The 12,699-nt window shown below is 38.4% G+C and carries 16 protein-coding genes; all 16 read right to left on the reverse strand.

Features of this window, described 5'->3' with window-relative positions; translation table 11 throughout:
- Window positions 1-3 precede the first annotated feature (3 nt).
- Window positions 4-1,518 carry a flagellar hook-associated protein 2 gene (locus tag MHH41_RS16075; protein ID WP_226804186.1) on the reverse strand — a complete coding sequence of 505 codons (1,515 nt, stop codon included), beginning with the start codon at window positions 1,516-1,518 and terminating at the stop codon, window positions 4-6.
- Window positions 1,519-1,538: 20 nt separating this feature from the next.
- Window positions 1,539-1,880, reverse strand: a complete 342-nt coding sequence (gene flaG / locus MHH41_RS16080; protein ID WP_003213002.1) for a flagellar protein FlaG — start codon at window positions 1,878-1,880, stop codon at window positions 1,539-1,541.
- 153 nt (window positions 1,881-2,033) lie between these two features.
- Window positions 2,034-2,258, reverse strand: coding sequence for a carbon storage regulator CsrA (gene csrA, locus MHH41_RS16085; protein WP_003212955.1), 225 nt, complete (start codon window positions 2,256-2,258; stop codon window positions 2,034-2,036).
- Complete coding sequence (gene fliW / locus MHH41_RS16090; protein WP_340866551.1) at window positions 2,252-2,686, reverse strand: flagellar assembly protein FliW; 435 nt, start codon at window positions 2,684-2,686, stop codon at window positions 2,252-2,254. Before fliW ends, csrA begins: the two co-directional genes overlap by 7 nt.
- A gap of 28 nt (window positions 2,687-2,714) precedes the next feature.
- A complete protein-coding gene (locus tag MHH41_RS16095; protein WP_003213106.1) occupies window positions 2,715-3,293 on the reverse strand; it encodes a DUF6470 family protein in 579 nt (192 codons plus the stop codon).
- 48 nt (window positions 3,294-3,341) lie between these two features.
- Complete coding sequence (flgL, locus tag MHH41_RS16100) at window positions 3,342-4,253, reverse strand: flagellar hook-associated protein FlgL (RefSeq protein ID WP_137054345.1); 912 nt, start codon at window positions 4,251-4,253, stop codon at window positions 3,342-3,344.
- Window positions 4,254-4,262: 9 nt separating this feature from the next.
- On the reverse strand, window positions 4,263-5,783 hold the full coding sequence (gene flgK / locus MHH41_RS16105; RefSeq protein ID WP_003213544.1) for a flagellar hook-associated protein FlgK: 1,521 nt from the start codon (window positions 5,781-5,783) through the stop codon (window positions 4,263-4,265).
- A gap of 15 nt (window positions 5,784-5,798) precedes the next feature.
- Window positions 5,799-6,281: a flagellar protein FlgN gene (locus tag MHH41_RS16110; RefSeq protein ID WP_050944342.1), complete on the reverse strand. Its 483-nt coding sequence runs from the start codon at window positions 6,279-6,281 to the stop codon at window positions 5,799-5,801.
- An 18-nt stretch (window positions 6,282-6,299) separates the two neighbouring features.
- The gene (gene flgM / locus MHH41_RS16115) at window positions 6,300-6,563 is read right to left on the reverse strand and encodes a flagellar biosynthesis anti-sigma factor FlgM (protein WP_003213252.1); all 264 of its coding nucleotides are present in this window, start codon (window positions 6,561-6,563) and stop codon (window positions 6,300-6,302) included.
- 79 nt (window positions 6,564-6,642) lie between these two features.
- Window positions 6,643-7,062, reverse strand: coding sequence for a TIGR03826 family flagellar region protein (locus tag MHH41_RS16120; RefSeq protein WP_003212865.1), 420 nt, complete (start codon window positions 7,060-7,062; stop codon window positions 6,643-6,645).
- Between the two features lie 56 nt (window positions 7,063-7,118).
- Complete coding sequence (locus tag MHH41_RS16125) at window positions 7,119-7,625, reverse strand: ComF family protein (protein ID WP_340866552.1); 507 nt, start codon at window positions 7,623-7,625, stop codon at window positions 7,119-7,121.
- A 176-nt stretch (window positions 7,626-7,801) separates the two neighbouring features.
- The gene (locus MHH41_RS16130) at window positions 7,802-8,095 is read right to left on the reverse strand and encodes a late competence development ComFB family protein (RefSeq protein WP_106066158.1); all 294 of its coding nucleotides are present in this window, start codon (window positions 8,093-8,095) and stop codon (window positions 7,802-7,804) included.
- 66 nt (window positions 8,096-8,161) lie between these two features.
- Entirely contained in the window at window positions 8,162-9,286 is a 1,125-nt protein-coding gene (locus MHH41_RS16135; RefSeq protein ID WP_310025511.1) for a DEAD/DEAH box helicase, read from the reverse strand.
- A gap of 374 nt (window positions 9,287-9,660) precedes the next feature.
- Window positions 9,661-10,503 (reverse strand): DegV family protein, encoded by an 843-nt coding sequence (locus tag MHH41_RS16140; protein WP_003213402.1) that lies wholly within the window; start codon window positions 10,501-10,503, stop codon window positions 9,661-9,663.
- Window positions 10,504-10,720: 217 nt separating this feature from the next.
- Window positions 10,721-11,410, reverse strand: a complete 690-nt coding sequence (degU, locus tag MHH41_RS16145; RefSeq protein ID WP_008348273.1) for a two-component system response regulator DegU — start codon at window positions 11,408-11,410, stop codon at window positions 10,721-10,723.
- Window positions 11,411-11,474: 64 nt separating this feature from the next.
- Window positions 11,475-12,650: a sensor histidine kinase gene (locus tag MHH41_RS16150; RefSeq protein ID WP_003213166.1), complete on the reverse strand. Its 1,176-nt coding sequence runs from the start codon at window positions 12,648-12,650 to the stop codon at window positions 11,475-11,477.
- Window positions 12,651-12,699: the final 49 nt, after the last annotated feature.

Raw genomic sequence — 12,699 nt, forward strand, 5'->3', positions numbered from 1 at the left:
CAATTATTGTCCAAGCAGTTGAGAAAGATAGCCAGATTGGTTGTTTAGCTTTTGAATCGCGCTATCCATGGCGTTAAACTTTTTGTAGTAACGGGCTTCAACCATCTTCAAACGGTCTTGGAACGTACCCATTCGTTTGGTCAAAGAATCAAGGTCCTTACCAAGTCCGTATTCCTTTAATTCCATCGTTGTGCTTCCCGCCTTTGTTTGAATGCTCTTCGTGAAGGCTGATAAGGAGTTTTTGACACGATAAATGATGCCTTGTTCTTGATATTGCTGCTGCGCTTTGTCTTTATCTTTTGAATCCACATTTAACGATCCTGAGATAAACATTTGACTGACCTTCTGCGGGTCTTTTTCAAGGGTTTCTCTCAGTTTCTTTTCATTAATTTCAAGCTTTCCGCCTTCTTTATACTTGGATGATGTCGTGATACCGATTTGTGTGAGTTGGATTTTATTCGCATCACTTGTCGTAATATCAGCATAAAAATCACTTCTTATTTTAGAGGCACCAGCTCGTAAAATGGAATCACTTCTCAGTAAGCCAGACTTCGCGGTTGTTTCCCATAGCTCCACTTCTTTTTCAGACATCCCTTTTTTCTCTTCTGCTGTTAAAGGATGATAGTCTCTATTTCTTTTTTCATTGACTTTACCATTAGCCTGCTCAACGAGCTCATTGTATTTATCAACAAATTGTTTAATTTTATCAAAGATTGTATCGACATCTGTTGAAACGTTTAAGCTGACAGGCTGATCCGTTGTTCCTTTAAGCTCGTACGTAATATCAGCCTGCGTAAAGGTATTGTTGTTATTTTCCATCTTCAAGCCATTAATCTCGTATTGTGCCTTTTGTCCTTGAGTGGTCGCTACTAATTTGTTATCTCCATCTACTTGGAAGCCTAATTGAGTGAAGAATGAAGCTGAATTACCATCAGCAGCTTTAATGCTGACACCTTCACCTGTTGTCCGTGAAGTGAGAGCGACCGTATCGACGTAGTTAGATCCGTCAAAGATCTGTCCTTTGTAAGCTGTCACACCTAATTGCGAGTTGTTCAGCTTTTTCACAATGTCATCAATTGTATCGGTATCAGAAGTATTGATCGTCACCGTTTTCGGTTCTGTCGAATCTGGTGTCGTCACCTCGAATGTAAACGTGCCATTTGCAGGTGTAAAACCAGAAGTACCAGACGATTTGAAGACAGAAGCTGTCGCTAATTGGGTGACATGGATTGAGCCAGAGGCAGCATTTGTTGATCCAGTTGCTGTGACAGCAGATTCATTAGAGCTTGTCACCTTTTTTGCACCATATGTACTTGGAAGCGTTAAGTTTAAACTGTTGATCAAATCATCTAATTCTTTAACTTTCGAATTTACCTCGCGATAGCTGTCTCTTTGCCATTCAAGTGTTTGTTTCTGGCGTGTCATTTTATCAAGTGGTGCTTGCTCAGTTTTCATTAGTTTTGATACGATTTCATCAATATCAAACACATTTGAAAAACCAGTAATTCGATTGACCATTTTTTATGTTCTCCCTTCACTTACATTCTTTTATCTACAAATAAACCGACAATTTCTGTCATTGCCGCATAGAAATCAAGCCATTCCTTGGAAGGAATTTCTCTAATGACTTCTTCTGTTTGGTTATCTACGACTTTGACATAATATTCATTGAGTTTTTCATGTAATTCAAATTGCAGATGAAATTGAGTGGGTTCAATCAGCTTGTTTGCTCCTTGAAGCGTTTTTTCAATTTCTTCTTTTGAAACGACCTTGCCATTTGCTTGTAAATCAGAGTTTGCATTGTCATTCTGGTTATTAGAAACACGGGTTTGAAATGCATCGATAATTGGCTCTAGCGATGTCAACTTACCAACAGACATAGTTATTCAGCTCCTGTGCTTTAATCTACCTTTTATATCGGCTTGGAATTTTCAAATTAAATATAGATGGACCGATTTGTTAAAGTTTCATATAGATGGTGAACATCCACACAGAAACGTGGAGATGGATAGCTGAATCAGATAAAAAAATCCTCACTTTTTTTGTGAGGATAATTGAGAGAGGAGATCTACGGATAAACTCGCAGCACGACTGTTCTCTTCTTGAATAGACAGGTACACTTCTTTCCTGTGAATATCAATGTGCTTAGGAGCTTCAATCCCGATTTTCACTTGATCGCCTTCGATCGAAATAATCTTGACTTCAATATCATCGCCAATTTGAATCGACTGGTTTAATTTACGCGAGAGAACTAACATGAGGATGCCACCTCTAACAAATGTTTTGTATGATAGGCTGAATCATGCAAAATCACCTGCTTGGCTTTCATGTTTTTCCGGTTCACAATAATAGGCGCTCTTAAATTGGCTGTCGTTTTTTCAATAGAAGATTCCATTGTTAAAATCACCATAACTTCCACATCATTGGCATCTTCTACTTCTAGAATATCTACGACCGTTTCGTCTAGATCGAATTCATATTGATTGAAGAATAAAAACGGACTGCTGACAATAAAGCCTAACTCTGCGTTTTTCAATGATTGAAGAACTAAAAATGGAGACTCTTCTGATAAAGGTAAAATGACAAACTGTTTTTGATCCAGAAATCCTGGTATTCCATTAGAGAAGTTGATGATTTGCTCCTCTTCGATTGTCACTTCACCATGGTATTTTGTTTGAATGATCATAATTCACGACCTTTTTCATTTTTCTTAACTATACCTTATCACCATTTTGGCCCGTTTCGTCAACTTCTATTTTTAAATCTGGGTATTGTAACATATCAATATTGACCTTACCTGGCTGGTAGTTAACGATTGGTTTATGAGGCGTTGCCTCTATAATAGCTTTTTGAGGCTCCACTTCAATTTGAAGCTCAGATGGCTGATAGTGAATTTTCACACTAAAGAATGAAGGGATCACACCAATATTGAATTGTTTGGCTGGAGGAGTGCCATTGATTTTGGCAAACTCGGCAATTGCATTCCCACCATTCTCGATCTTGATGAGTTCACTGCCTTCTTCCGCTCTTCGGCCCATTCCCTCTCCAACAGCACGTTTCCCCTCAGCTGCCCATTCTTCAGAACGCCTAAAAATTGACTTGATATCCATATCGGCAAATGCTTCGGTTTGATCTATTGTTAATTTTGACGGTGTCCTTGTCATATTCATGACGGCTCTGGGCTGCTGAATCTCAAGGTCTGCTCTTGGCTGCTCTACTTCTTGCCGAGAAGGAGTTGTCGACATTTGCAGCTTTGCATAGGTTTGTTGCATTAACAATCTAGGGATTTGCATATAGGTACACCTCCATGATGCAAAAAAGCACCCAACGGATGCTTTTTATTATCTTAAGAAATCGACAAGGGATGGCTGAATAACTTTAGCCGTCGTTGCTAAAGCAGCTCTATTCACAACCTCTTGTTGAAGAAGATCAATAATTGCTTTTTCACTTTCTACATCTTCATTATCTGATTTGGCATTTTTCAGTACTTCGAATTGTGAAGTCAAGCGACTGCCTACTAAGTCAACACGATTTGAACGGGCTCCTAAGTCCGAGCGCTCAGCACTCATCACTTCTTTAAACTGATCGATACTTCCTAACGCATCATCAGAATTTGCGAACGTTCCATTTTTCAATGAGTTTTCTAAATCCGTCAGCATTTCAATGACATTTTGACCGCTGGCAGACTGTCCACCAAACGCTGAAATTGGATTTGAGTTCACATTTAAAGTGATACCATCAGAAATGTTCGACTTAACAGAATTTGCATCTGTATAGTTTTCAAAGTTAAACGTAAACGTACCATCTGCGTTCTCAACAACTGGTTTGACATTTGTATTTGTTCCATTAAATACGAACTTGCCTAACATCTGAGTGTTCATCGCGTCAATGATTTGTTTCTTCATCTGACCAATTTCCACGCCGACAGCTGCTAAATCTTCTGGCTGCTTTGTTCCATTAGCCGCATCAAGCACTTTATCTCGTACATTTGACATAATATCAATGATTTCAGTGACACTTGTTTCAGATGTATCAATCCAGTTCTGTGCTTCATTTAAGTTTTTTTGATATTGATCATTTCGAAACATTGCTGTGCTATATTGAAGGCTTTTTACTGCTGCAACGGGATCATCAGACGTTTTTGTGAAACGTCTCCCTGTTTGTGCTTGCTCATTTATTTTAGAAAGTTTTTCATAACTTTTACTAATATTACGAAGTGAGTTTTGAGAAATCATACCTTGTGTGACTCGCATCAGTTATACCTACCTTCCTACGACACCCATGCCGTTTATTACTTTATCCAATATTTCATCTTGTAATGTCACAACTCTCGCAGCTGCATTATATGCATGCTGAAATTGGATCATATTCGTCATTTCTTCATCAATGGAAACAGCACTCGTTGACATTCTACGCTCATTGGCTGAATTGACAAGAGCGGCTGAACTGCTTTCTAGCGTTATGTTCTTTTTCCCTTGAATCCCCATCTCAGCAATGACATTTTGGTAGTAATCCTGGATCGTCGTTGTATTGCCGCCGATTGGTACCTTTAAGTCTTGAATACCAGCTAATTTCGTAGCATTCGAACCGTCACCTTTTGTTTGATTGAGAGATGCTGCAATATTATCTGTTGATGCTAAAATAACATCACTCACTTTGATACGAGCAGCTAAACCTTTATTCAGATCATTATTATTCTCGATATCAAAAAAGTCTTGTCCACTTGTGCCATTTAATGTGTAACCCTGCTTATGCACATCATTAAATGTATCCATGAAGACTTGTGCTACTTCATCAAGCTCTGCAAGCATGTCTGGATACATGCCTTTTTCAGCACCATTTGACATGTAGCCATAAGCCTCAACAAGTGCTTTTACTTTACCATTCACTTGAAGCTGATCTGCTGCAATGGTTGTTGTTCCGAATTGAAGTGAGTTAACAAGTCCCGTTGTATTATCATACGAGATTTGCAGTTCAGATTTTTCGTTCGTAATGCCATTCAAAATCGTTCCAGCAGATTGTCCATTTGCACCGATAATGTCGATGTTGACAGTTCCTTCTGCAATTTTGAGTGCATTTCCGCCAGATGGATTGTAGCTCACTTTAATATCAACAAGTGAAGATAATTGATCTACCAACGCATCACGCGTATCATATAGATCATTTGGAAGATATCCGTTTGGCTCAACTGCTGCAATCTGTTTGTTCACTTCATCTATTTGAGATAAAATCGTGTTCACATTTTTGGCTGTTGAATCGAGTTCTGTTTTTAAATTCTTTTGTATCGTTGTTAAAGAAGAATTAAGTAGACGGAATTGATCTACTAAAGCCTGTGCACTGGTTTTAACAACTGTACGCGCAGACGCTGTATCAGCATTTTTGGTTTCGGATAGGACCTGCAATGATTTCCAAAGGTTATCAAAAGCTCTGTTTAAGCCTTCATCCGTCAAATCATTCATGACTCCCTCCATTTGCGAAAGGGCATCAGATTTTGTTGAGTAGTAGGACAAGTTATTGTTATGATCTCTGAATTGCAGATCTAAAAAGCTGTCTCGAATTCTTTCAACGGTTCCAACTTGAACTCCTGTCCCCATTTGGCCATACGTCTTGCCGTCATAAACTGAAATGACTGGATAAGGATTATCTGCTTTAAAGGTAACTCTTTGTCTTGAGTAGCCATCTGTATTTGCATTGGAGACGTTGTTTGATGTGACATAAAGCCCTGCACGCTGGGCTGTGATTCCTCTTTTTGCCGTTTCTAGTCCCATGAATGTAGAACCCATTGGTATCCTCCTTGTTTACGCCTTTGAATCAAACAAAGCCCTCTGCTGTTTAGGCTTTGAACTCTCAAGACCATTTTGTCCGTAATTCATATTTTCTTTATTAGGGTTAACGAGATCGAATGTCAGTGAAATAAATTGAAGCGACTGCTGAATGAGCTGTTTGTTCAGTTCATTTACATCTTTCAGTTCCACCATGATGTCTTTTAATTTGTCATATAATGAAATGAGCTCTTCTTGATCCGAACCTTCAGCCTTTTCGATACACGCGGTGATGGTTGGCGGTTCATCATTTTGTAAAAATTGAACTGTCGCTTCAATTCTTTTTTCTTCTAATTGAGAAATGGCCTGAATATATTTTTGCTCTAAATTCAGAACCTCTGAAAGAGCATCAATCTCATTACTTTTCAGCATTTCTGTTTTATCTTTCGACAGCTTCAAAAGCTGTTCATGCAATCCATAGAGACGATGCAGCTCTTCAATGATTATTTTAACTGACATTCACGCTACTCCCTTTTGTTATTGTTGTTTATAAAAATTCAGCATTTTATCAGCAATGCCCTTTGTATCTACTTGATATGTTCCAGCTTCAATGCTTTTTTTAATTTGGTCTATTTTATCTTGGCGTTCTTTCATGATATTCGGCACCTTTTGCATTTCGATTGCCTTTTTAGAAATTTCGACTTTATCAGTTGATTTTGCTTGATTTGATTGCAACGTTTGTTTCTCATATGTTTTCTTGTAAGGATTTACTGGTTGTGTTCCATATCGATTAATTTTCACGGGATTCCTCTCGCTTTCCGTTACAGTCTGTCTTGATTCTATCCATTTTATCGACCAAACTGCAACTTAGTTTAGGGAATCAATCGTTTTTAGGATTAATGGCATAATAGGTGTCTTTTTTCCTAGATTCAATCTCCCTTTTACGCTCTTCTTCTTGGTTCATTTGACTCATTTGCGACTGAATGTCCTGTTCACATTGACTGCACAGCTTGTTTTTTCTGATCGGTTGGCCACATCTTTCACAAGGATAGTTGATATTCGGAAATTGGCTAATTTGAAGTCTTTTCAAACGGATAAATTTCAAGATTAATTCTTCATCAACTTCTGTTGCATCTACTATTTCAGCAATGGTTGATTGTCTATTACTTTGCTTTCGCAAGAATTTATAAACGATATCAAAAGAACGTTCTTCTTCTTCAAAGCATTTGTTACAAACCGTTTGGATGGTCGTTTTTAAAAACAGCTGATTACATTGCGGGCAGTTTGCCAATTGATTCATAACCAAAACCCCTTACGTTATTTTCTCTTCTTATTATCGGTTAATTATCCTGAATTTTAACTACGGATCAACGTAAAAGAGGAAACACTTTTGGCACCTGCTTCTTTTAAAATTCTCGCCGCATCATAAATGGTGGCCCCTGTTGTATAAATGTCGTCAATTAAGATAACTTCCCTTTGAACGATCGCATTTGTCTGCGTGATTTGAAACATTCCTTTTTGATCTAAACGTTCATTTTTCTTTTTCTTGGACTGTTTGCTTTGATGTATTTTTACAAGTGGCTGAAGGATCGGCTCACCAATCAAGGAAGCAAGTATGACGGACTGATTAAACCCTCTTTCCTTTAGTCTTTCTTTACTTAAAGGAATCGGGATCAGGACAGGTTCTTTCATTGAAAAAGAGCGCTTAAATACTGCTCGGACATCTTGTTTAAAAAGCTCAGCTAAAGCTGTATCACCTCGAAATTTAAAGCGGGAAAGGACATCTTTCATCAAATCGTTGTAAGCATAGACAGACCTATTTTTCACAAGTACTGTAGTAGAATCAGGGCGTTCTTTCCACATAGAACAGTCTTGACATAATTGATCGTTCGACTGTGCTCTCCCGCAGGCTGGACAAATCGGGCGTTGATTTTTTTCTAGGTGATGCTTACATGCTATACATAGACGATCATCATTTAATAGAAGTAATGATTTCCATGTAAAAGAAGCGACAAAATGTCCCTCACAAATGAGGCAGATCAATTGTTATCCTTATTTATCGGCAGACGATTTTCGCATCTTGGAAATGTGGAGACCTTTGAGGCGGCTTCTGTCAGAATGACCAGCATGGCCGTATTCTTCTGTTTGTCCACCATCTCAGATTTACTGTAAGATATTTTATCGATATCTGTTATATACTGAGGCTTCACTTGATTTAGTGAAATCGCTAATACATCTTCTATACACTTTTCACAGTGACAAATCATGTTTAATTGGTTGAGATATTGATAGAGGATTTCCTTGAGTAGTGTTTCTTTTGCATTGAGTAGCATATTTGTCTCTCCTGCCATTTGTGTATTGTGAATATAAATGTACCATGAAATTTAGTTGAACCTACATTATTTTTCGGAGAACTCTTTTTCAGCTGTATCATTCATTTTTACAATATGCTTCTTTGCTTGCTTCATACTTCTCGTTAAACCAAAATGAAAAAAGAAAACATCTCCTTTAAAAAAATCGGGATGTCTACCTGCTCTACCAGAAATCTGAACAAGTGCACTTTCTGTAAAGATAGTAGATTCTGCACCTAGTACCCCCACTTGCACATTTGAAATGGTTACACCTCTTTCTAGAATTGTGGTTGTAACTAGTACATCGTATTTGTAATCTCTGAATTGCTGGACCTTTTGTTTCCTATCTGGATCATCAGCAGACACCCCTTCTACATTTAAATGGTGCTTTCTAAGAACCTTCGTTACCTTCTTCATAGTAGAAATAGAAGGAACAAAAAGTAAAACCCTTCTCTTTTTTGTAATATGTTTCTGCATCCAATTCATTACTTTAGGTGGGAGCTGATTCTTTTTTAATTTCTTCTTCCAATGTCCAATCCATTGAAAGGATGGGACCGGTAAAGGTTGTTGGTGAAAGCGCAGAGGAATTTTTATGGCTTCTAGTTGTCCACGAGATACATCTCTTATCATTTTCTTAGACGGCGTCGCACTTAAATAAACCCTAACCCCTTTCTTTCTCATTGCCTTTAAAACAGCAAATTGGAGACGTTCATCGATTGAATAAGGGAAGGCGTCGACTTCATCTATAATGAGCACATCAAATGCATGTTTATATCTCATCAACTGGTGAGTTGTAGCGATTACTAACGGTGCTATTTGGAACCTTTGAGGACTTCCTCCATAAAGAACAGCTATTTTCATTCCTTGAAAAGCTTTTTTAAGCCGCGGCTCTAGTTCAAGGACAACATCAGTTCTAGGTGTCGCAATGCAGACACTCATTCCTTGATGTAAGGCATATTCTATTCCGTGAAAAAGCACCTCTGTTTTCCCTGCCCCGCAAACTGCCCAGATGAGTAGATCAGATTTGTTTTTTATCGCTTCGATCAATTTCTCTGACGCTCTTTTTTGTCCTTTAGACAGGTTTCCCTGCCATGTTAATTCCGAGTGACATGCTTCTTCCATTTGTGGACCCGTCCATTCATAAAGAAAGCCACATTCCGTTGTTTTCCCCATCATGATGCATGATCTACAATACACACAATCTTTTTGACACTTGTCACACGAAGAGTGGGCAAAGTACCGATTTTTTGATACACCACATCTGCAGCAAATAAGACCATTTGCTTTCCTCTCAATAGCAGGTGTTCGGATAACTAACCCTTTCTCCTCCAGCCAATCCAAATCAGACTGTGAGCATCTTGTTTCAGCAGTAAGCAGGTGGCGTGACTCCAGGTGCTTCCTTAGTTCCATTGCTTTGTCCATGTTCAATTTCAACAAACACCTTTCAACTGATGTTTGCCTATTATGCGCAAAGACATGACCTTTCGTCCAACAGCTAAAAAAGAAAAACAAAACCCCTTTTCTAAGAGAAAAGAGGTTTTTAGGATTTATCTAATCAGCCAGCCAAGAGCTAAAGAGCCTTCGCCTAGATGAGTGCCGATTACAGCACCAAAATAACTTTTATAAAATTCAACATGAGGATATTTTTCTGATAAGTGCGCAATCAAATCGTCTACTTCTTCTTCTCTATTTCCATGTATCACTGTTGCTCTCATCGGGACACCACGCGATGCATCTTCATCAAATAGTTCAAACATACGTGAAATGGCTTTTTTCCGTGTACGAATCTTCTCAAAAGGGACAATTAGCTTGTTGTCAAAATGCAGTATAGGCTTTACCTTTAAGAGGCTCCCAATAAAAGCCTGAGCACCATTTAATCTGCCGCCTCTTTGTAAATGAGTTAAATCGTCTACCATAAAATAAGCTCTCTGATTCTCTTTCAGGTAATTGAGATGGGCTAACACTTCTTCTGGAGAAGCACCAGCTTGGATTTTCTCAGCAGCTTCTATCACATAAAAACCTTGTGCCATACAGCTAGTTTCTGTATCAAACGGATAAATGTCAATTCCGTCAACTAGGTCATTTGCTGAGGCTGCACTATTATATGTTCCACTAATTCCGCTAGAAAGGTGAATACTAATCACGGCATCATATGTTTCACTTAGTTTTTCATATAATTCTATTAGTTCACCAAAAGCAGGCTGAGAGGTGGTTGGAAGGTCTTTATGCTTTTTGACTTCTTCATAATATGTCTTCCAATCCATTTCTATTTCTTCACGGTATGATTCATTGCCAAAGATGACATTCAGAGGGATCATATGAATATGATGTTTATCACGCAGCTCTTGTGGTATATAAGCAGTACTGTCTGTTACAACGGCTATTTTCATTCTTAAATACCTTCCTTATCCGTTAAGTTGCTCTTTTTTATTTTCAAAGAATGATCATTGTTATTCATTAGATTTATAATAGTAATCAAAAAAGCCTGCCTAATCAATAGGCAAGCCCGTTATATCCGAAAAAGACTCCTTATCTACCTATCATTTCTCTCAAATTAACATGTGAGAGAATCAAAAACAGGCGAAAAAGGAGTACTTGTCCGGAATATTATCTCATTTCTACCCAGCCGTTCTTAATTGCTACAACAACAGCTTGTGTACGGTCGTTTACATTCATTTTTTGTAAAATGTTACTCACGTGGTTTTTGACTGTTTTCTCACTAATAAAGAGCGACTCACCAATTCCTCTATTGCTCTTTCCGTCAGCTAACATTTGAAGTACTTCGCACTCACGTCTCGTTAAGATATGAAGTGGTCTGCGAATTTCAGGATATACTTCATGCTGTGGATGTGCTGAAACGCCACTAGTCGCTAGGCGTCGGAATTCATTTACTAAGTTATGAGTAACTTTCGGATGTAAATAAGATCCTCCGTCAGCTACGACTTTCACTGCTTCAATGAGCGTGTCTGCATCCATTTCTTTTAACAGGTAGCCTCTTGCTCCTGTTTTCAATGCATGTGTCACATAGTTTTCATCGTCATGAATAGATAGAATAATGACTTTTGATTCGGGATAAAGCTCAACTAGCTGCTTTGTAGCCTCTACACCATTTACATTCGGCATATTAATGTCCATAATGACAACATCCGGATGATAGTGTTCTACGATACGTGCAGCTTCGTCTCCGTCGTCTCCTTCTGCAACTACTTCAAAAGTAGGTTCAAAATCTAAAATCCGTTTGACACCTTCACGGAATAATTGGTGATCATCAATAATTACAATATTTACTTTAGTCACAAGCTACGCCTCCCCATGTTTATTGTTCTACACCTGAACTTTATGGTCAATATGTCTTTTGTCTCTATTTTACAATTTTATTTTGCAATGTTAATGGCACGCGAATCATGATGAATGTCCCTAGACCTATTTTTGAGTCTATGGTCATTTTACCTTCAAGTAAGTCTACGCGTTCTTTCATGCCAAGTAAACCGAAGGATTTGTTTTTGTTTGTTTTCACATCTTTCATATCAAAGCCTTTTCCATCGTCTTTGATAATTAACGTAACAAAGTCTTTCGTCACTTCTACTTTTACAGAGATTTCTTCAGCTTCGGAATGCTTTAGTGAATTTGTGACAGCTTCTTGGGCTAGTCTAAACAGTGCCACTTCAAATTGAGAAGCAATTCTTTCGCTTTCTGTATCCCCTAGGCATTGGAACGTGATCTTGGTTTTTCCATCATACTCTTCGATTGTGTTTAAATATTTTCTTAGCGTCGGAATGAGACCCAAATCATCTAAAGCCATTGGTCTTAAATCATAAATGATTCTTCTCACTTCGTACAGAGCATTTCGCACATTCTGTCTGAGACTTCTAATTTCTTTAAAGCCTTCTTCTGTCCCACGGTCTCTGAAAATCCGTTCAATTAATTCGGAACGCATCATTACGTTTGCCAGCATTTGGGCCGGACCGTCGTGAATTTCACGGGATACCCTTTTGCGTTCTTCTTCTTGGGCTTCAATAATTCTAAGTCCAAAATCTTGTTTTGCTTGAGCATCTTCAAGTAACACGCCAACTTGACGTAAGTCCTGATTGAGATAGTTGAGAACAACTGTGATCTGACTCACAAGCGTTTCAGAGCGTTCAATGACGTCTTGTAGGCTTAACAATCGTCTTTCCAGATCGTCTCTTCTTTCTCTCAGTTGCTTTTCGCGCTGCTGGATCATAGTGAGTTCCACTTGCAGATTATGTGCTTTTTCGTAGGCCTCCCGTATTTCTTCTTCGCTAAATTTGTTGAAGTTTCTGCTGACCTCAGATAAGCGATTTCTAGCATGTCTCGTATGGACTTCTAGTTTATCCCCAAAATCAATTACTTCGTTTACTTGCTGCTTGATTTGCTTCAGCTCTTCTACAAGGCTTTCATATTGTTGACGGGACTGTTCGCCTATCCTAAATACTTCGTCCTTGCTGCCATCAACTGTACTAAGCATTTTCATGATGATTGAATCCAATAATTTCGGATCCATTTTAGGTGTTGTCATGGCTTTTCCCTCCCGTAACAGTGATGTCATCTTTTTTTATTATAAATGT

The sequence above is a fragment of the Bacillus sp. FSL K6-1145 genome, assembly GCF_038003425.1.
In the GTDB taxonomy this organism is placed as follows: domain Bacteria; phylum Bacillota; class Bacilli; order Bacillales; family Bacillaceae; genus Bacillus; species Bacillus pumilus.

Excerpts from the sequence above, each read along its gene's own strand:
- MHH41_RS16075 (WP_226804186.1), bottom strand. The coding sequence starts at position 1,518 with ATGGTCAATCGAATTACTGGTTTTTCAAATGTGTTTGATATTGATGAA.
- flaG (WP_003213002.1), bottom strand. The coding sequence starts at position 1,880 with ATGTCTGTTGGTAAGTTGACATCGCTAGAGCCAATTATCGATGCATTT.
- csrA (WP_003212955.1), bottom strand. The coding sequence starts at position 2,258 with ATGTTAGTTCTCTCGCGTAAATTAAACCAGTCGATTCAAATTGGCGAT.
- fliW (WP_340866551.1), bottom strand. The coding sequence starts at position 2,686 with ATGATCATTCAAACAAAATACCATGGTGAAGTGACAATCGAAGAGGAG.
- MHH41_RS16095 (WP_003213106.1), bottom strand. The coding sequence starts at position 3,293 with ATGCAAATCCCTAGATTGTTAATGCAACAAACCTATGCAAAGCTGCAA.
- flgL (WP_137054345.1), bottom strand. The coding sequence starts at position 4,253 with ATGCGAGTCACACAAGGTATGATTTCTCAAAACTCACTTCGTAATATT.
- flgK (WP_003213544.1), bottom strand. The coding sequence starts at position 5,783 with ATGGGTTCTACATTCATGGGACTAGAAACGGCAAAAAGAGGAATCACA.
- MHH41_RS16110 (WP_050944342.1), bottom strand. The coding sequence starts at position 6,281 with ATGTCAGTTAAAATAATCATTGAAGAGCTGCATCGTCTCTATGGATTG.
- MHH41_RS16120 (WP_003212865.1), bottom strand. The coding sequence starts at position 7,062 with ATGAATCAATTGGCAAACTGCCCGCAATGTAATCAGCTGTTTTTAAAA.
- MHH41_RS16125 (WP_340866552.1), bottom strand. The coding sequence starts at position 7,625 with ATGTGGAAAGAACGCCCTGATTCTACTACAGTACTTGTGAAAAATAGG.
- MHH41_RS16130 (WP_106066158.1), bottom strand. The coding sequence starts at position 8,095 with ATGCTACTCAATGCAAAAGAAACACTACTCAAGGAAATCCTCTATCAA.
- MHH41_RS16135 (WP_310025511.1), bottom strand. The coding sequence starts at position 9,286 with ATGGGGAAAACAACGGAATGTGGCTTTCTTTATGAATGGACGGGTCCA.
- MHH41_RS16140 (WP_003213402.1), bottom strand. The coding sequence starts at position 10,503 with ATGAAAATAGCCGTTGTAACAGACAGTACTGCTTATATACCACAAGAG.
- MHH41_RS16150 (WP_003213166.1), bottom strand. The coding sequence starts at position 12,650 with ATGACAACACCTAAAATGGATCCGAAATTATTGGATTCAATCATCATG.